Annotated in this window: 14 protein-coding genes; 11 read left to right on the forward strand and 3 right to left on the reverse strand. The window is 58.3% G+C overall.

The genetic code is table 11. The features are described from left to right. A complete protein-coding gene (locus RPF88_RS25780) occupies positions 1 to 510 on the reverse strand; it encodes a nodulation protein NolB (protein ID WP_024505368.1) in 510 nt (169 codons plus the stop codon). A 187-nt stretch (positions 511 to 697) separates the two neighbouring features. Here RPF88_RS25780 and RPF88_RS25785 point away from each other — a divergent pair, with 187 nt between their 5' ends. The 11 genes from RPF88_RS25785 (at position 698) to RPF88_RS25840 (ending at position 16,251) form a co-directional block, all read left to right on the forward strand. Then, positions 698 to 1,396 (forward strand): secretin N-terminal domain-containing protein, encoded by a 699-nt coding sequence (locus RPF88_RS25785; protein ID WP_024505367.1) that lies wholly within the window; start codon positions 698 to 700, stop codon positions 1,394 to 1,396. Between the two features lie 301 nt (positions 1,397 to 1,697). Next, positions 1,698 to 3,632: an HrpF/NolX family T3SS translocon protein gene (locus tag RPF88_RS25790; RefSeq protein WP_024505366.1), complete on the forward strand. Its 1,935-nt coding sequence runs from the start codon at positions 1,698 to 1,700 to the stop codon at positions 3,630 to 3,632. Between the two features lie 1,056 nt (positions 3,633 to 4,688). Then, on the forward strand, positions 4,689 to 5,033 hold the full coding sequence (locus tag RPF88_RS25795) for a helix-turn-helix domain-containing protein (RefSeq protein WP_082826567.1): 345 nt from the start codon (positions 4,689 to 4,691) through the stop codon (positions 5,031 to 5,033). A 37-nt stretch (positions 5,034 to 5,070) separates the two neighbouring features. Continuing rightward, on the forward strand, positions 5,071 to 6,408 hold the full coding sequence (gene glyA / locus RPF88_RS25800) for a serine hydroxymethyltransferase (protein WP_063169266.1): 1,338 nt from the start codon (positions 5,071 to 5,073) through the stop codon (positions 6,406 to 6,408). A gap of 57 nt (positions 6,409 to 6,465) precedes the next feature. Further along, positions 6,466 to 7,641 (forward strand): methionine adenosyltransferase, encoded by a 1,176-nt coding sequence (gene metK, locus RPF88_RS25805; protein ID WP_063169265.1) that lies wholly within the window; start codon positions 6,466 to 6,468, stop codon positions 7,639 to 7,641. Positions 7,642 to 7,741: 100 nt separating this feature from the next. Then, positions 7,742 to 8,755, forward strand: coding sequence for an adenosine kinase (locus RPF88_RS25810; protein WP_063170366.1), 1,014 nt, complete (start codon positions 7,742 to 7,744; stop codon positions 8,753 to 8,755). A 65-nt stretch (positions 8,756 to 8,820) separates the two neighbouring features. Then, positions 8,821 to 9,855 (forward strand): L-threonine 3-dehydrogenase, encoded by a 1,035-nt coding sequence (gene tdh, locus RPF88_RS25815; RefSeq protein WP_063169264.1) that lies wholly within the window; start codon positions 8,821 to 8,823, stop codon positions 9,853 to 9,855. A 1,688-nt stretch (positions 9,856 to 11,543) separates the two neighbouring features. Beyond that, positions 11,544 to 12,230 carry a response regulator gene (locus RPF88_RS25825; protein ID WP_063169262.1) on the forward strand — a complete coding sequence of 229 codons (687 nt, stop codon included), beginning with the start codon at positions 11,544 to 11,546 and terminating at the stop codon, positions 12,228 to 12,230. Between the two features lie 26 nt (positions 12,231 to 12,256). Then, complete coding sequence (locus RPF88_RS25830) at positions 12,257 to 13,723, forward strand: type II and III secretion system protein family protein (protein WP_082826566.1); 1,467 nt, start codon at positions 12,257 to 12,259, stop codon at positions 13,721 to 13,723. 12 nt (positions 13,724 to 13,735) lie between these two features. Next, positions 13,736 to 14,296 carry a CpaD family pilus assembly lipoprotein gene (locus tag RPF88_RS25835; protein WP_063169261.1) on the forward strand — a complete coding sequence of 187 codons (561 nt, stop codon included), beginning with the start codon at positions 13,736 to 13,738 and terminating at the stop codon, positions 14,294 to 14,296. An 83-nt stretch (positions 14,297 to 14,379) separates the two neighbouring features. Beyond that, on the forward strand, positions 14,380 to 16,251 hold the full coding sequence (locus RPF88_RS25840) for an acyltransferase family protein (RefSeq protein ID WP_127213821.1): 1,872 nt from the start codon (positions 14,380 to 14,382) through the stop codon (positions 16,249 to 16,251). A 106-nt stretch (positions 16,252 to 16,357) separates the two neighbouring features. On the opposite strand, the gene RPF88_RS25845 is transcribed toward RPF88_RS25840, so the two are convergent. Continuing rightward, entirely contained in the window at positions 16,358 to 17,311 is a 954-nt protein-coding gene (locus tag RPF88_RS25845) for an IS481 family transposase (protein WP_063169259.1), read from the reverse strand. Between the two features lie 460 nt (positions 17,312 to 17,771). Further along, positions 17,772 to 18,911, reverse strand: a complete 1,140-nt coding sequence (locus tag RPF88_RS25850; protein WP_063169258.1) for a porin — start codon at positions 18,909 to 18,911, stop codon at positions 17,772 to 17,774. Positions 18,912 to 19,053: the final 142 nt, after the last annotated feature.

Raw genomic sequence — 19,053 nt, forward strand, 5'->3', positions numbered from 1 at the left:
TCAGCCTTCCTTCAAAAGTTTATTCACGGATGATGTGACGCCGCTGACGCCTTTGGAGATAAGCGCCACCTGGGTGACGCCGTTGTAAACATCCCGAAGACCAGCCATCATCGTTTCGAAGTCTTGCCCTTGTTGGGGAATGCCCGAGATTCCGGTTCCCGCCTCACCTGGAACGGGAAGCTTCTGCGCCGGTCCCGGTAGAGCGCCCTTCGAAAGGGCTATGTCATGGTCGAGCGCGGGGAAGGAAACAGTGTTGTGTGGATATAGGGAGGAAATCGTCTGCAACACGCGATCGCCCATGCCGCTCGTCGGCGCAGCCGCGCGCTGAACATCCATCGCCGCAGCAACTGGCGCCGCACTCGCTGGCCCCGCGGCGGCATCGTTTTTCAGCGAGTCGGCTGCATGCCCTAAGGCGCGCTCAAACTGGGCCTGCTCGACAATCGACGGTGATCCGACCCTGGGGAGGCCAGCCGTTAGAGTGGCAGAGATCGACGTGACAGGCATCATCATGTAAGGACTCGGTTGCTCTCTCTGACCGGGCGAGCCCCGCCCATTCATCACCCGGTGTCGGCGCAACACTCCTAGGGGGGCAAGCTGACAACAAGCTGACTAACGGCGGCGTCATTTCGACAATCTAAAATCTCTTCGGCAATTTAGTCACTTGTGATGATTTCAGCGTTTGGTTTATCAGTGCGACATGCCGAGAACGCTTATCCAACCCGTCACCCTGCATGTTTTGAGACTTCTTTGTGCCGGGTTTTTTCTGTCCACCGGGATTCACCCGGCGCATGCAGTCCCGCTGTCCCTTCCGGCGACACCCTATAGATACACGGTTCTGGATCAGGAGCTCGCTGCAGCGTTGCAGGAATTCGGCAACAACCTGAATATCAGGGTCAACATCAGTCCTGCGGTGAAGGGGCGAATTCGCGGACGTATGCCTGATTTGCCACCGCGCGCGTTCCTCGACCGCTTGACGAACCTTTACGGTCTACAATGGTACTATGACGGCCTTGTGCTCTATGTGTCTGCTGCACAAGAATCGCAAACTCGAATGCTTTTGATGACGTCGATTCGCTTCGATGCGTTCAAGGGGGCTCTCGACAAGCTTGATATCTCCGACGAGCGCTATGTGGTCAAACCCGTGCCAGGCAATGGCCTCGTCTTCGTTTCCGGTCCACCGCGCTTCGTCGCACTCGTGGAGCAGACCTTTAACGGCTTGGTGGCGCAGGCGCAGGCGCAGACTCACATAGCGGCAACGCCAAAGGAATCAGTGCTGATCTTGTTTCGCGGCTCCTCCACTACGGTCGTTCGCGACGGACGACCGGATGCTTCTTATTCTTCTGACATCCCACAACAGGATAGCGTTGGCGGGAAGCCTGAGCTGGGCAAGAAATGAACATTGAGGATTTCCCGCAGCTCTGAAGAACATGACTGCGGCTACCCCTTTGTGAACTCTTCGCAAACTCGTCAGTTTCTCGAAAGCTAATCCGCTCATGATGAGTCCCGGCAGCTCTCGCGGTGACTCCGGCCATTGTGTTGGACCGAACCTTGGAGCCGGCCCGGAACACAGCAATTGAAGGCAGGGCAGGCGCATTCGTGACCTGCCGACGCTTGGAATTGTCGAATTTTGTGAAACGCAAGGGATCTTCTGTCGGGGTCTCTTGTGGGGATTTCAACGTCACGTCTGAGGATGCATAATGTCGGCCAGTAATCTTTCAACTTTCTACCGCTCAAATTCGCTACAGTCCGCAAGGGGTTGGCCGGGCCTGAAAGTTTCCCATTTTGCGACCCAGCATCAGCAAAGTGCATCGTGCTTCGAAGCGATGCTGTCCACTTGTGTGCTGGCAGACAAGCCCGGCTCTTTCGCGCAAGGGGATCTGCCAGCGTCGAATCTTGATTCGACAATGGATAAATTGCGGCAGGACCCTTTGGGCCATCTGGCACCGGATGTCTTGACATTGAATGGCTTGGAGCAACACCCACTGGATCTGCTGCCGCCAAATATGAGGGCGGCTCTCAAGGAGGACCAATCGCAACGCTCCAAGGCGACTGAAGCCCAACATCTGCTCGGCGTCACTCCGAAGATCGAGCCGGCTCCCAGGCCGAGCCCCGGAATCACGTGGAACGGTGGGTCGCTGACCACGGCTGAGTTGCAGATTGTTGCGGTACTCAACCGTCACAAGGACCAATGCCCGCTTACTTGGAAGTCGTTGACCGACAAAGCCAATGATCCCTCTACGCCACCGGATCTGAAAGCGGCGATCCAGGGACTGCAGCAGGATTCGGGACTTTTTTATGCGATTGGCTCGCAGGGCGACGGCCGCTGTGGAGGCAAGATCAACGCCAAGGACTTGGCCGGATTTTCAAACCACCACCCACAAGTTGCTGCATTTCAGGAAGCCCAAGCGCGAAGCTACGAGCAGAACTACATACCATCCGACGGCAGCGGAGGTTTGCAGCCTTCGGTCATGACCTTGAGCGATGCCTTGCGGGAGTTTTACCGGTACTCCGAAAATCTGTCCAAGGACCTGAGTCTGGATGAGTTCAAGAAAATGGTCGGCGGCGAATCGAAAAACGGCAAATTTCCGCCCCAGGTCATTGCGGCGGCGCAATATTTCCTCGATCACCCCGATGCTTGGAACCAGTTGTGCGGTGGCTCGAAAGGGAAGATGCACAAAGAGGATTTCCTGCAAGTCGCCTCATCGTCGATGAGCCTCACGCAAACTGAGCTGAATACGGTCGAGATGATCAAGGACCATCAGGACACGTTCTTTGGAAGCGGTGTTCTGACTCGCGACAAACTGGCGAAAATGAAAGACGACAAGAGCCTTGATCCGAAAGTGCGGGAAGCAGCCTCTCAGCTCCTTTCAGATCCTCTTTTGTTTGGCCTCCTGAACAATTCGATCACGGGCTATAAGACCCATCATAAATTCTTCGACTTTGGCGGCGGGCATACGGTTGATTCCGGCAATATCAGCAAAAAAGACTTTGCCCATTTTTGCACAAACATGTCGTCTGCGAACCGCAACGTTCAGCAGCCAATCACCCACGGCGCCCAAACCGCAGAAGAGCAGAATGCCGTCGCGGACATGAAGATGGGCCTGATGGACCAGCCTGACATTAAGTCAGCCAAAAAGAACGGCGGGGCCGTCATGCACGTCGTCGACTCCGTGCTCAAAATCGAGACGAAAGTGCTCGACTTGGCGGCAACGGCGGTGGGACTGCTCAGCTTCATTCCGGGCCTCGGACAAGTAGCCGATCTTGCCTCGATGGTTCTCGAGGCTGAGTCGCAAGCAGCCAATCTCCTGCGTACGGCCATTAACGGAGGCGATATGAAGCGAGCGCTGGAGGAAGCTGGCCTCAATATGGCCGCGCAGGCGATCGGCCTTATCGCAGGCCCCGAGGTCAAGCTGGCCATTCGAAATGGGCTCGTAAAGCACCTGATGGAAGAGGCCTTGGCGGCAGGCATTGATCTTTCGGTCTCGACGGCGCAGGACTACGCAGAAGGCTATGTGAATAACCTCAAAGCGCGCCTTGCAGGCGGCCCTGAGCAAAGCCTAGGCCTTCCGAGCATGCCATCATTCCAGAGTGTGGCAAGCAATGTGCCCTTCGTCGGCATTGCCTTATCCTAGCCGTCGCCTTGCGCGGAAGCTTTGGCTCGCGCGCTGACATAAGGGTCATTGTGGCACAAGCAGGGGTTCATCCGCATCAACGCAAGCGGTGTTCCTGACGCCATCTGGATCGGACTGTGAGGGGGATGTCCGAAGTCTGTGAAGACTTCGGTATATGACGACTTCAGAGTTACGCTGAGCCCAGCCATCTCGAGCCGGTGCGCCGGGTCGAGGTTTTCACGGGCGCCGGCCGGTAGCGGGAATGGTCTCCGGAAGGCACGGCGCGGATGGTGGCGGAGCGGCGCAGCCGAAGGAACGGCTGTCGCGCGCCCAGGGCGGCCTCCCGAACAGCAGACGATGATCTCCTGCCTTGGGCCTATATCCTCGTGCCACGCTCAAGGCAGTCGGCTGAAAACAGCGCTGATTTAAAACAGCATTATCCTGCACTGCACCCTCGATCCTTGCGCTCACCGATCGCTCGTCGACACGCACGCGGTCAAGTCGTTATCGGCGCTATGCCGATGGGCTTCGAGAGCAAGGTGGACGCTGAGCGGTGCGTCAGCCTCAGGGCGCGGCTGGCCAGCTTTGGGTCTCACGCTCTATGACGGCAACACCCGGCTGATCCACTTGGCCTGTTCGCGGGCTCCCGGCAGCGGCGCGGAAGCCACGGTCCGCCTTCCTCGGCTTCAGGCCAAAGATACCGCAGCATGCTCCAGAGCTATGTCTGCCGCCTTCGCCCCATCGTCGCTGGTCATGTGGAAAGGACAAGCAGGCTACGCACCCTATAATCCCGTCGGGCAGGATTCGACAGTCGACGGCGAGACATTCGCCAAACCTCCCCCTTGATTCTCAGCAACGTTAAAAAAAATTCACATAATGTTCGTGAGTGTAGTCTCCTGTCAGGTGGTACATTAGCCCCAATATCTGGCGTCTTAGTCGTAGAAAGGACTGTGATCTATCTTCCATTAGCATCCATACCAGCGGATTTACAGCAAATGACGAGAGAGGTCTCATGCGGATTGATGGGGATAGAAGGGCTAGCGGCTTGCTGCATCCCGTCCGGGTTGATGCTAACCAATGTTGACACTGGTAAATCGCCTAAGGACGGCAGCGCATCTTGATCGCCTTCGAATCCTGGGCCTTTGCGCGCATGCGGATCTAACCGTCGGCGAGCTGGCCGATATTACCGGTCTGCCTCGCGAGCAGGTTCGACGCCACGTTCGGCGGCTGGTCAGAGCCAACTTTCTTTGCTGCAACGAACAACGTCCGCAGTCTTCGTACCATATGCAAGCAGGAGGCAAGGATGGCGAGCTGGCTCAATTGGTGGTCGATCTCCTGCCCCACGATGATGGCCATCATAAAAGAGACCTACAACGCCTGGAAGCAATACAAGACGCGCGGTTGAAGGGACCGCCTGCTTGATCGTGAAATAGATCAGTCCAAATGGAGCGCGACTACCATGGATAACTCCGCCGGCGGCGCCATCGCGCAGCCCGACACTTACGGGCGGCCTCACTTAGCCGCCGTCGACTCCCGCGTTCACGAACTGCTTCTAAGACAGGAGCGTCAGGAGCGGACAACTCTCAAACTGATCGCCTCCGAGAACTTTGCCTCCTCGGCGGTGTTGGAAGCGACCGGGTCGATTTTCACCAACAAGTATGCCGAGGGATACCCCGGTGCGCGCTACTACGCCGGAAACGAGATCGTCGATGAGCTTGAGACCCTCGCGATCGAGCGCCTGAAAGCGCTATTTGGCAGTGAACATGCCAACGTCCAGCCTTATTCAGGCTCGCCAGCCAACCAGGCTGTCTATCGCGCGCTTTTGAGCCCCCGTGACAAAGTCATGGGCTTGCCTTTACCCGAAGGCGGCCATCTGACTCACGGTTGGTCCGTCAATTTTTCCGGCAGCGATTATCAGCGCGTCCCGTACAGGCTGCACGAAAAGACACAGCAAATTGACTATGACCACTTGCGCGAGACCGCCAAGCGGGAACGCCCGAAGCTAATTTGGGTCGGCGGAACTGCTTATCCGCGTATTTTTGACTACGCGGCAATGGCCGAAATTGCTTCGGAGGTGAACTCGTATCTGGTGGCTGACATCGCCCACATCTGCGGCCTGGTTGTCGCAGGAGTGCATCCGAACCCCGTGTCCCATTGCGATGTGGTCACCAGCACCTCTCACAAGTCGATCCGCGGTCCCCGGGGTGGCTTCATTTTATCAAGGAATGAAGACCGTTATCAGCCCCTCCATCATCCGAAGAGCAAACACAATCTGGCCAAACGTATAGACCGCGCCGTGTTCCCTCTTCTGCAAGGCGGACCGCATATGAATACTATCGCCGCGCTTGCCGTCGCTTTGCAGGAAGCAGCGAACTCGTCCTTTCGTGTCTACGGTCAGCAGATCGTCCACAACGCCAAGGCTCTGGCCCAGGCACTTCTGGAGCGAGGTTATGAACTCGTCACCGGGGGCACTGACAATCACATGCTGATCCTTGATCTTCGGGACCGGTCGCTGTCAGGCAAAGCCTATGCGGAGCGCTTATCGCGTGCAGGCATCATTGCGAATTTCAATATGGTCCCGGGCGACCGGCGGCATCCGGCGCTGACAAGCGGCATCCGCTTAGGGACACCAGCGGTGACGTCCATGGGCATGCGCGAAACGGAGATGGTGCAGATCGCCGCTTTCATCGACTCGGTCTGCCGCCAGCCCGATGACCAGGAAGTTCATGCGAGCGTACGAAGAGACGTTGCCGACTTCTGCACTGCGTTCGATGTTCCCGGCATCCCCGACCGATAAGCCACCCCAATCCAGAAACTCCTCACTAACTCCAGCACTTGAAGCGAGGGCATTTTTATGACCAGGCAGTTCGTGTTCTCTTCCGAATCCGTCGGCGCGGGACACCCCGATAAGATGGCAGACAACATCTCCGATGCCATTCTCGATGCGGTCCTGCGCACCGATCCGAAGGCGCGCGTCGCCTGTGAAGTGTTGGTGAAGACGGGGATGGTCGTTGTGGCTGGCGAGATCACCAGCCATGCCCACATCGATTACAGCCAAGTCGCCCGCGATACGATACTCGATATTGGCTACGACGATGATGCGATTGGCTTTGATGGTCGACGTTGCGCCGTCGTTCTGGCCCTCACCGAGCAGTCGCCCGACATAAGCCAGGGCGTTGATGAAGGACGAGGGCAGGATCTCGGGCAAGGGGCAGGGGATCAGGGCATCATGTTTGGATTCGCATGCAACGAGACGGATACATTGATGCCCCTGCCGATCCAACTCGCTCACCATTTGACGAAAAGACAGGCCGAGGTCCGGAAAGCGGGACAGCTTGGCTGGCTGCGTCCGGACGTGAAATCTCAAGTGTCGGTACGCTACGAAGGGCTCCGCCCGGTGGCGCTGGATACCATAGTCCTGTCAACGCAGCATGACGAAGCGGTCTCACAAGCCACGGTCCGCGAAGGCGTCATTGAGGAGATCATAAAACCGGTCCTGCCGGCCCACCTGGATACTTCGGGGATCAGATTTCTGGTCAACCCAACAGGGCGGTTCGTGGTCGGTGGGCCTGCCGGCGACTGCGGCCTCACAGGACGGAAGATCATCGTCGATTCCTACGGTGGGACCGGGCGTCACGGCGGCGGTGCCTTTTCGGGCAAGGACCCATCCAAGGTTGACCGCTCGGCGGCCTATGCCGCCCGGTATGTCGCGAAGAACATCGTTGCCAGCGGCCTTGCGGAGGTCTGCGAGGTTCAGCTTGCCTACGCGATCGGCGTGGCCAGTCCGGTTTCTGTCATGGTCAATACCTTCGGAACCGCAAGGATCGAGGAAAAAAGGATCGAGCGCCTTGTTCTCGAGGTTTTCAATCTCCGACCGAAAGGCATCATCAAGATGCTTGATCTCTTACGGCCGATATACCGCAAGACGGCGACATACGGACACTTCGGGCGTGAAGAGCCTGAGTTCACTTGGGAGAAGACGGACAAAGCTGACGATTTGCTGCGTGAAGCCGGACCGGCAGCTGCGTGAGGGCGGCTGGATCAAGCGCATGCGGCAACCCATTTCAACTCGCGAGACCACGCCCGGCCGGCGTGGCAAGAAGCCGGCTCGGGTTTTGGCGGAGATTTTGATGCCGGATTATGACGTGCTTTGCATCGGCAATGCCATTGTCGACATCATCGCCCAGTGCGACGAGGAATTCCTCGAGACCAACGGCATCATCAAGGGCGCGATGAACCTCATCGACACACAACGCGCCGAACTGCTCTACAGCCGCATGGGCCCGGCGATCGAAGCGTCCGGCGGCAGCGCCGGCAACACGGCGGCCGGCGTCGCCAGCTTTGGCGGCCGCGCGGCCTTCTTCGGCAAGGTCTCCAACGATGCGCTGGGCGAAATCTACGCCCACGACATCCATGCGCAGGGCGTCGCCTTCGGCACCACGCCGCTCAAGGGTGAGCCGCCGACGGCGCGCTCGATGATCTTCGTCACGCCCGACGGCGAGCGCTCGATGAACACCTATCTCGGCGCCTGCGTCGAGCTTGGCCCTGAGGATGTCGAAGCCGACAAGGCGTCCGGCGCCAAGGTCACCTATTTCGAAGGCTATCTGTGGGACCCGCCGCGCGCCAAGGAGGCAATCCGCCAGACGGCGAAGCTGGCGCACGCGGCAGGCCGAGAAGTGTCGATGACGCTGTCGGATTCGTTCTGCGTCGACCGCTACCGCGACGAATTCCTCGACCTGGTGCGCTCGGGCACGGTCGACATCGTCTTTGCCAACAGCCACGAGATCAAGTCGCTCTACCAGACATCGTCGTTCGACGAGGCGCTGGCCCAGATCCGCAAGGATTGCCGGATCGCCGCCGTCACCCGCTCGGAAAAAGGCTCGGTGATCGTGCGCGGCGACGAGACCGTGGTGATCAAGGCGACCGCCATCAAGGAACTGGTCGACACGACGGGCGCCGGCGATCTCTATGCCGCCGGCTTCCTGCATGGCTACACGCAAGGCCGCGACCTGCAGACTTGCGGCGACCTTGGCTCACTGGCAGCCGGATTGGTGATCCAGCAGATCGGCCCCAGGCCCCGTCAGAATTTGCGCCGCGAGGCTGAGCAGGCGGGGCTGACCATTCCGGACGTTCAAACGAGTTAGTGGCCTACCTTCCCGTTGTGCAGGCTATCTCGCCAGAAGCGCAATCACGGAATAGGGAAATCCTGATGTCGAACATGATGAAGGCGCTTGTGAAGGCCAAGGCCGAACCGGGCATCTGGATGGAAGAGGTGCCGGTGCCGGAAATCGGCCCCAACGACGTGCTGATCAAGATCAAGAAGACGGCGATCTGCGGCACCGACGTGCACATCTACAATTGGGACCAGTGGGCGCAGAAGACGGTGCCGGTGCCGATGGTGACGGGCCATGAATTCGTCGGCACCGTTGCCGATTTCGGCGCAGCGGTCACCGAATACAAGGTCGGCCAGCGTGTATCGGGCGAAGGCCACATCGTCTGCGGCCATTGCCGCAACTGTCGCGCCGGGCGAGGGCATCTGTGCCGCAACACGCTCGGCGTCGGCGTCAACCGTCCAGGCGCCTTCGGCGAGTATCTGGCGATCCCGCAGCACAATGTCGTGCCGATCCCCGACGATGTGCCCGATGAGATTGCCGCGATCTTCGATCCCTTGGGCAATGCCGTCCACACCGCATTGTCCTTCGATCTGGTCGGCGAGGACGTGCTGGTGACTGGCGCCGGGCCGATCGGCATCATGGGCGCGCTCGTCGCCCAATGCGTCGGCGCGCGCAAAGTGGTCATCACTGACATCAACCCGGTGCGGCTGGCGCTAGCCAAGAAACTCGGCGTCCAGCATGTCGTCGACGCCTCGAAGGAGAAGCTGCGCGACGTCATGCCGGTGCTCGGCATGACCGAGGGGTTCGACGTCGGCCTCGAAATGTCAGGCGCCGCCCCCGCTTTCCGCGACATGATCGACACCATGAACAATGGCGGCAAGATCGCCATTCTGGGCATCGCGCCGACCGGCTTCGAGATCGACTGGAACAAGGTCATCTTCAAGATGCTGCATCTCAAAGGCATCTACGGCCGCGAGATGTTCGAAACCTGGTACAAGATGATCGCGCTTGTGCAGGGTCCGCTGGATGTCTCCGGCCTGATCACCCACCGCATCGGCATCGACGATTTTCAGATCGGTTTCGATGCGATGAAGAGCGGCAGTTCCGGCAAGGTGGTGATGGACTGGTAGGGATTGCCTTGGCCGCTATTCAGGAAAAGCTGACGACAGCACCTCTGGTCCGCCGGACATTTTCCAACTAGGGGAACATGGCTGGGTGGAGAGCTATGGCTCCGCTACGTGCGCTCGCTAATCATATACGGCGACGTATCGCGGCCCACCCGGTGACGGTCGATGGGGCAATTCGCTTCAGTCGATGACGGAAACCCGGTGAACCGATGCTGAGGCCCCGACGCGATCGTCTATTTCCTATGATCTGCGATTGAGGTCGAGGTGTTGCCGCTTTCAGCGGGTAAGATGCGATAGACGACTTCCGGTACCCTTCCGGTCAGCGAAAAGGAAGGCAACGAGCCGCATTGCCTCAAGCAAAATGTTACCAATAGTGTCCTGTTCCAAAGGGGATGGACAGGTCGTGCCATTCCGGTTCGGGGGAAGGATGGCGCGGCTCAGCATGGCGACACGGTGAAGCGGCGATCGTGGAGCTTTATTGCGGCGTTGACAAGCGGCGCATTCTGGATGAGTTCGAGGCGGTAACCGGCTATTATTCGCAAGCGCGCGATCCGTCTTATGAACCGTCGTGAGCAGAGGCCGTCTGCGGGCAAGAGCCGCAGCCGCTGTTACGGCAGCGATGTCCGCGACGCGCTCATCGTGTTGTGGGAGGATTCGGAGCGGCTGGGTCCGCATCGACGCTCGCGGCGGCCAGCGCCGCCGGGCAGGAATGAGTTCGCAGTTCGCCGCTCGGTGCCAGCCCGCACCTTCGGCGATTGGAAAGATCCGCCGCCCGGCTTTGTTGAGCGCATTCGGGCACGTCTTCGTCAGGGAGCTTCGTGCAGACGATGGTGCTGACCGGATTGCCGCCGGCTGGACCGATTGCATTCCGCTCCGCACGCGCGACAGCGGCAATGTGATCATGGCGATCAAGCAGGCCCGCTCCCGGTTTCGCTGACCCTGTGCTGCTGTTTGCCGGCATCCGCCCGCACAGGAAGAGCTTGTAAAAGTGCGGAAATCGAGGAGCCGTTGGTCGTCGATCTTCAGCCTGAACGCGGTCGTTTGCTGGTGCCGCAAATCGGCTGTTGCATGTACATCCCTGTCAGACGTCAGTTTTCCTCGCCTATTTTGGTGTCGAGCGCGAAGTGCTCCAACCAGATTGCAAGGCTTTTTGGAAATGAGAGCGGCTTTGCGCAGGGCGCTCCGTTGTTGAGCATTCAAGCTACCAAGCCAATGACGCGCAGGTTCCACCAGGCTCGCCAGCCTTGAAGGACAGCGAAAAAAGCAGAGCACGACAGACACAACAGTGCATCAGGACGCCGCAGTCGTTGAAGATGGTGCGCTGCATCCATACCGTGGATGCATTCGATCCAAATAATCGATTTGTTCAATCAGTTTCTCGAAAGCTAACCCTACCCTCTGTGGGAATCGGGCTCTGAGCCGCGACGCTGCCTTGCGAGCGCAGGGGCTGCACGTAGGAGAGATGATGCAACGAGAAATCGCACGCGGGTTGCTGGCCTCGTGGGTTCGCCGACCGGCGTATTTGAGCCCGTCAGTTGGTCCTCACCCGCGCCTATTGCCACCGAGCGACTTGCATGTCCCTCCGACTCGGACCAGTTCCGAGAGCTGCGACGAGTTGCGCGCCGTGTGCTCCGATCAGATGGCCGCCGGTGACGCGTTCGATGGGCCGTCCCTCTTCGAGAGGAGATGAAATGCGAACGCTGCTCGTGGATCATCATGCGGATCTTGCGCGCGCCATGCGACTTGCGCTCGGGGATGGCGGCTTCGTCGTTGATGTCGTTGGTACTCTGGAACTGGCTTCGAGTGCATTTTCTTGCGCCAGCTATGAAATTCTCCTGCTGGAATTGGCTCTGCCAGATGGCGATGGCTTGGGTTGGCTGAGGCAGTTGAGGACCCACGGGCATTCAGTTCCTGCCGTCATTATGAGCAGCCTTAACGATCTCGATAAGCGAATTGCGATCTTCAACGGTGGTGCGGACGACTTTCTGCTCAAACCCATCTCTACCGATGAGCTTATTGCCAGAATGAGAGCCATTCTGCGCCGGGCGACACAGATGACCGACCTGAGGCTCGTATTTGGCAATCTCGACTTTGATCCGGTCGCCCGCCAGGTTTTCGTTGATGGGCACCCAATGATGATCGCACGTCGCGAACTCTGTGTTCTAGAGCACCTGCTTAACCGGGCAGGCCGCATCGTGCCCCGTGCGCAATTGGAAGATCACCTCTATTCATTCAACGACGACGTGTCTGCCAACGCGCTTGAAGTCGGAATTTATCGTTTACGGGGACATCTGACCAGATCAGGTGCAACGCCACGGATCAAGACCATCCGAGGCATTGGTTACATCCTAGAATTGACTGACGCCTCGTCCGCATAGTTTGTCGAATCGAAAGAAGATCTATTTTGCTGATCCTTCAACATCCTTGCGCTGCGCTCAATTGGCGGGCGATCGCCAACAAGGTTACAAGACCTGCAGTGCCCCGTTACCTGGGCCATCTCCTCTGCGCGCTTATTGTGACTTTCCCACTTGGTGTCGCGGCGCAAAACAAGCAGGACAAAGGCCCGCCGCATGCGGCTTCGAATAGCATCAACGCCACGCTGACCCTTTCCTCTTCGCTCGGGGAGACCGTTCATCTGCCCGGGCCAGCCACGACCATCTTTGTTGCTGACCCCACGATCGCGGATTTTCAGGCGCCATCGAGCAAAACAATCTTCGTCTTTGGCAAGAAATCGGGGCGGACCAGCCTATTCGCCTTGGATGGCAATGGCGAGCCTCTCGCCGAATTGCGTATCGTTGTCACGCAACCGATCGGGGATTTACGCGCCATGTTGCGGGAGCAGGTCGGCGACTATCCCATCCGCGTCAACTATACGCCGCGCGGCGCAATCCTTAGCGGGACGGCGCCCGACGCAGAGGTCGCCGACACCGCAAAAAGAGTCACTGAGCAATATCTGGGCGACGGAGCGCAAGTCGTCAACAACATCAAGGTCGCTGGATCCCTGCAAGTTAACCTCAGCGTGCGCGTAGCCGAAGTCTCACGCAGCGCCATGAAGTCACTCGGCGTCAACTTGTCCGCCTTCGGTCAAATCGGCAATTTCAAAGTGGGCGTTCTAAGCGGAAGCGCTGCAAGCGCTGGGTCTGGTTCAACCCAGGGTGGCGGTACAGCAGAAATCGGATTCGACAACGGTGCCGTCAACGTCAGCGCGGTTCTCGACGCGCTCGCCAAGGAGCATATAGCTTCCGTCCTGGCTGAGCCGAACCTCACCGCTATGTCGGGTGAAAAGGCCAGCTTTCTCGCGGGCGGCGAATTTCCCATTCCTGTCCTGCAGGAAAACAGGCAGGTATCGGTTGAATTCCGTCACTTCGGCGTCAGTCTGGAATTTGTGCCGACAGTTCTCAGCAACAATCAAATCAACATTCACGTAACGCCCGAAGTCAGTGAACTGTCGACGCAAGGTGCCGTGCAAATCAACGGAATTTCCGTGCCGGCAGTTTCCACGCGCCGAGCCGATACGGTCGTCGAACTCGCCAGCGGCCAGAGCTTCGCAATCGGCGGTCTAATCAGGCGGAACGTCAACAATGATGTCAGGGCCTTTCCCTGGCTCGGAGAACTGGCGATCCTGGGACCGCTTTTTCGCTCGACCTCGTTTCAAAAAGAGGAGTCAGAACTGGTCATTCTAGTTACGCCTTACATTGTAAGACCAGGCTCCAACCCAAACCAGATGAGCGCACCGACCGAGCGGGCGGCACCGGCTTTGAACGGAGGGGGCGCTCCGACGAATTCCGTGACAAGTCCCCCGCGAGACCGCGCTGCTATCCGTGCGGGCGCGCCAAGCGCCCAGGGCGGTCTCGGCTTCATCATCGAATAGTGTCATCCAAAGATGTTGCGTTTTATAATCCTCTTTGTCGCTCTGGCACCAAGCGTAAGTGGCTGCACAAGCACTACGCCAGTTGATGTCGAACCATCGGCACCAATGCTTGTCCGAGAGGAGACCACCGTCCTGACGTTGCAAAGCCTGCGCGCTTCCGAACGGCAGCGTTTGCGTGTTTTCCTAGACAAGGCCAGTCGCGGCCGGTTCGATGCCATCCACCTCCTCATCAGCGGTTCGCCCCAGCTCAGCGCAGGGGTAGCCCATCAGGCCAGGCAGTTGGCAATCGAAGAAGACAACATTCAATTGCGCGATCAACACGACGCCGGCTCAGTGCGAATTGAGGCGATTGTCTATCACGCCCGTCCGCCGGTCTGTCCCTCATATGGTGCCTTACCCAATGAAGAATCCTTCAAACAGCCGCTTGGTTGTTCGACAGGACATAACCTGGCCGTGATGGTCAACGATCCGCGCGATCTGCTCGACAATCAGGCCGTCAAGGCCGGCGATGGCGATCGTGCTTCTGTACCAGTTGCAACTTACAGAACATTCGGGACGGATAAAGGTGGCTGATACCGCCCTTATCTCGGCAGCACTCCTACCGGAGATTGAAAGCTTCCAATCGCGTCCTGATCTAAAATAAAAGGAACCGCTGGATGCAATATAGGCGCTATATCGAGGGCCTTAGGGCCGTTGCTGTACTTCCGGTCGTACTCTTTCATTTCGGAATTTCGGCGATCCCGGGTGGCTTTAGCGGGGTCGATATCTTCTTCGTCATCTCCGGCTACCTAACCAGCGGAAGCCTCCTGGATGACCTTGAACGCGGCCAATTTTCCATCGTCAACTTCTACTGGCGCCGTGCCCGGCGCATTCTGCCGGCGCTCGTCTTTGTGATGCTTCTCACCTGCATTGCGGCATTGTTCATTCTTCTGCCACCGGATCTGCGCGGATTCAGTCTTAGCATCATAGCTACCTCGACCTTCTGGTCGAACGTTTTCTTCTGGAAAACGTCAAGTTACTTCTCTATCGATGCCGCGCTTCTACCACTGTTGCACACTTGGCCGCTTTCCGTAGCGGAGCAGTACTACATCTTCGCACCAATCCTGATGTTCCTAATCTATCGCTACATCGGGAAGCGCTGGCTGACGACACTTCTTCCGATAATTCTCTGCAGCTTCGTAGTGGCGGTGATGGCGACATCGCTGGCACCCACCGCCGGATTCTATCTGCTGCCGACCCGAATCTGGGAACTCATGTTGGGCGCCCTGCTCATGCTCAAATGCCCCTCGCCGCTGGGCAACCGATTCCTGATGGAGTCGGTGGGGGTGGCCGGATTTGGCCTTCTCGCCATCGGGTTCTTCGCGATTTCGGCGAGTGATCCGTTCCCAGGCTACAACGCCTTGTATCCATGCATCGGAACGGCCCTTCTGATCTATGTTGGCCAAAATACCCCCTCGACGGTCGCCACCCGCATGCTCGAAGTCAGGCCGCTGGTCTGGATTGGGCTCATCTCGTATTCGTTGTATCTTGTTCACTGGCCTCTCAATGCGTTCGCGCACTATCTTTCGTTCCAAAAACTCGATCCGTTGATGACCGGTGCGATGTTGGTGGCAAGCCTCGCATTGGCTGCATTCTCCTGGAAGTTTGTAGAGCAGCCGTTTCGACAGAAGAGGGCCTTCACCTCCCCGGGGCCTATCTTCGCCTTTTCAGCGCTCGCGATCGTTGTCCTTTGTGCCGGCGGAGCGGCGGGGGCGCTCGGCAACGGCTTTCCGCAACGGTTTCCGGACTATGTCCAGCGGCGCATTTCCGTCGGGGACTGGAGGAATGGCATCTGTTTCAACGAGGGCACCAGCCGGATCGAAAGCTGGAATATGGAGGATTGCACGCGCACCAGCGGTTTTCCAACAACGGTTTTTTTGTGGGGCGACTCCTTCGCCGCGCACTATGTTTCCGGCTTGGGTGCTAACATAAATCGATTGCAGGCGAACATCGTTGAATATACGTACGCCAGCTGCGCGCCGATACTCTATTACTACCCGTACGATCGTCTTGATTGTGTCCGGTTCAATCGCAAGGCCTTGGACGTCATCTTGGAAGCGGACATCAAGACGGTTATCCTCAGCGGTAGATGGAGTGACTATGAGGTCAGAGGTTTCGACGGTCTTCAGCAAACAATCGCTACGCTTCGTGCCCTGGGCGTGCGCGTGTTTGTCATCGGCCAGTCTCCGCAGTTCCCAACTGACGTCCGGAAAATTGCGTTCTTCGCCAAGCGCCAAAATCTGGACGATACGTCCTGGCCGATCGCGATGGACCCCGACGTCAACGAACGTGTGCGCTCATTTACCAAAGGCGCCACATTCATCGATCCGCTGAAATTCCTGTGCAGCGCAGGACGCTGCGCCTATTTCGATAGAGGAGAGTTTTTATATTTCGACTATGGTCATTTCTCTTCAGCCGGCGCCACACTGGCAATCTCGAAATACTGGCCGGCTTTTGGCAAGGACAATGCTCTTCCTAAGACGAAGTAGCGGCTCAGCGGCTGACAAGCACCAGTACGGGTCCCAGTGATAGCTCCTGCTTCCGCAGCAGCCGCGACGATGGAGCTGTTCAGGTTTAAGGCCCCCCGATAGTGACCTAGGTGTGGAGCTTCAACAGGTTGTCCTCGATCAGGGCGAGGCGACTGATAGGCGTTTTTGACTTTAGGCTGCCATGTGGACGATGCCAATTGTATCTGTGCAGCCAGACAGGCAGTTCGGCGGCACGATGATCGGATGTCGGATAGGCAATGGCGTAGGCCCATTCGCGCAGTGCTGTCTGGATGAAGCGCTCGGCCTTGCCATTGGTCTTGGGCGTATAGGGTCTTGTCGTGACGTGCTTGAGGCCGAGATCGCGGCAGGCCTTGGCGAAGGCCTTTGATCTGTAGCAGGAGCCGTTGTCGGTCATGACGCGGGCTATCGTGACGCCGAGGCTGGCGTAATAGGCGACCGCGGCCTTGAGGAAGGCGATGGCGCACTCCTTTTTCTCGTCGGGCAGGATTTGCGAGAAGGCGATGCGGGACGCGTCGTCGATGCAGACATGGACGAACTCCCAGCCGGCGCCGCGCGACTTGCCCTTTTGCGGATCGCCGGTGATACGATGGCCGACTTGGCTGAAGCGGCCGAGCTTCTTGATGTCGATATGGATCATCTCGCCGGGATGCTCCCGCTCGTAGCGCCGGACCGGTTCGGCCGGCTCGATATCCCTGAGCCGCGACAGCCCGGCACGCTTGAGAACCCGGCTGACGGTGGCGGGCGAGACGCCGACCTCATGGGCGATGTGCTTGCCGGTCAGCCGCTGGCGACGCAAGGCTGCGATGCGCTCGGCCACGGACTGTTCGGTCAGGCTCGGCATGACGGTGGGCCGCGACGAGCGGTCGACCATGCCGGCCCGCCCTTTGGTCTTATAGCGCTCGACCCAGCGCGCCACGATCTTGGCCGACACGCCATAGACGCGCGCCGCATGGGCTTTGGAAAAAGCGCCTTCTATCACCGATAACGCCATCTCCTCTCGACGCAGCGGTGTGAGACGGGCATTCTTGTGGATGTTCATTCGGACCCTCCGATGGATGCTGAAGCGTGGTAACTCCAGTCTCCTCGGTCCGGTCCGAATGGACAACCTCTCGAAAGCTCACACCTAGGATGGGTGCTGCCACGCGGCTCGGACTCAGCGTGCATTATCACGTAAATGTTGAGAGAATGAATGGCGCCGCGAAGGGCAATTCCAGCCGTCCAAAGCGACAGGCGTGTCGCGGCCTCGACATTGCAGTGGCGCTTACCTAACACGGCCTCACACTGCCCTCTAAACGGCCCCGAATTTGAACTGACGGCCCCTGGCCGGTTCATCGGGCAGGTCAAGGGCTAGGTGTAGTACACAGGGCTCATAACTTTCAGTTTCTAGTTGGTACGATGGGCCGTGGACGGTCGATGCAGACTTCAAGATGGCGAACGAAGCTCTCCATGCGTGCGTTGTCGAGGCAAGTGCCTTTGCCATGCTCGCGACTGGAGAGATTTCAAAATGAGCCTTGTAAGCGGAGAATGCCGCCGACGCTGTTCGGCTTGCTCGTGCCCTTGACGGCGGTAGGCTCGGCAGGGCCGAGGCCAGAGTTGCCGTAGTGGTCGTAATCGACCTCGGCTGTGACCGTGAAGCCGGGAACGACCATGTAGGCGACGTTTGCAGCCACACCAGCATCCTTGAGCTGATCACCCGAGACCTGAAGGTTGAACGAAGTTTTCTCGTCAAACTCGTAGGTGGCGCCCGCCCAGAAAGCCCACTGGCCGTTCCAGATTTTGTACGAGCCGCGCCCATGATTGGCAATTGCGCCGTTTGAGTCCTCGTTGAGACTGGCATTGGAACCGTAGCCGAAGAGTCCAAACAGCGACAGCTGGTTTGTGACAGCGACGTCGACGCGGATCTTGCCGGCAAAAGCTTCGTAATTGCTGTCATAAGCCGCGACGCCGATGATCGAGCCCCAGCCTTGCGTGTATTTCAAGCCGGCGACAACGTGCGGAATATAGCTGTCGATAGTACCGGCTGAGCCCGATCCTTGTTCGAGCGAAATCACAGTCGAAATGCCGTTGCCGGCGTCGAAGTGGTACTGAGCCACGTTGGTGTCGAAGCCGGCCGACGGAACGAGCATACTATCGAGAACGTTGCCAGCGTAGCTTGCAAACGTATCGAAGGCCGACCCCTCCTTGCCAACTCGCAGGCCTCCCAGCTCGACCCAGGCAGAAGCCAGTGCGAGGCCGCTGTTGAAATCATAGTTCTGAGGACTGTCATGCGAGTTAGCGCTGTTGCCAAAATTCACCTGGGTTTCGGTATAGGTCGTCAACGCGCCGAGCTCGGTCTGCTGGCCGGTCCAAGTTTTGAACGTGAAGCGTGTGCTGTTTCGCCAAGTGCCTTGGTCCTCGCCAGTTCTCACGTCCGAGGTTCTTGCGCTGTCATACGATCGGACGTCACCCAGGCCGATATCGTAACGGACATAGCCGCCGATGCGCAGGCAGGTCTCGGTGTTGGGAATATAGGAATATCCCGAGCCGAGGACGTCGCAGATCTTGATGTACTCGGCCGGTTCCCGCTCGGCGCCAGCTGCTCGACCGACGGAAATGGTCATCAGAGCAGTTAAGCCGAGAAGAGGACTCTTGATGTACATGTCTAGATCTCCATGAAGGAATAAAAAGGATAGAGGCGAAAGAGCAAGCTTTTCCTCTAAATTTTGTGCGTGTTGTCTCCAATATGTGGACGCCAAAGCGCTTGACACGAGAGGTGAGCCAGCGTAAAAGCCACATGTACTT

Source organism: Mesorhizobium sp. ISC11, from assembly GCF_037162595.1.
GTDB classification, from domain to species: Bacteria; Pseudomonadota; Alphaproteobacteria; order Rhizobiales; family Rhizobiaceae; genus Mesorhizobium; species Mesorhizobium ciceri.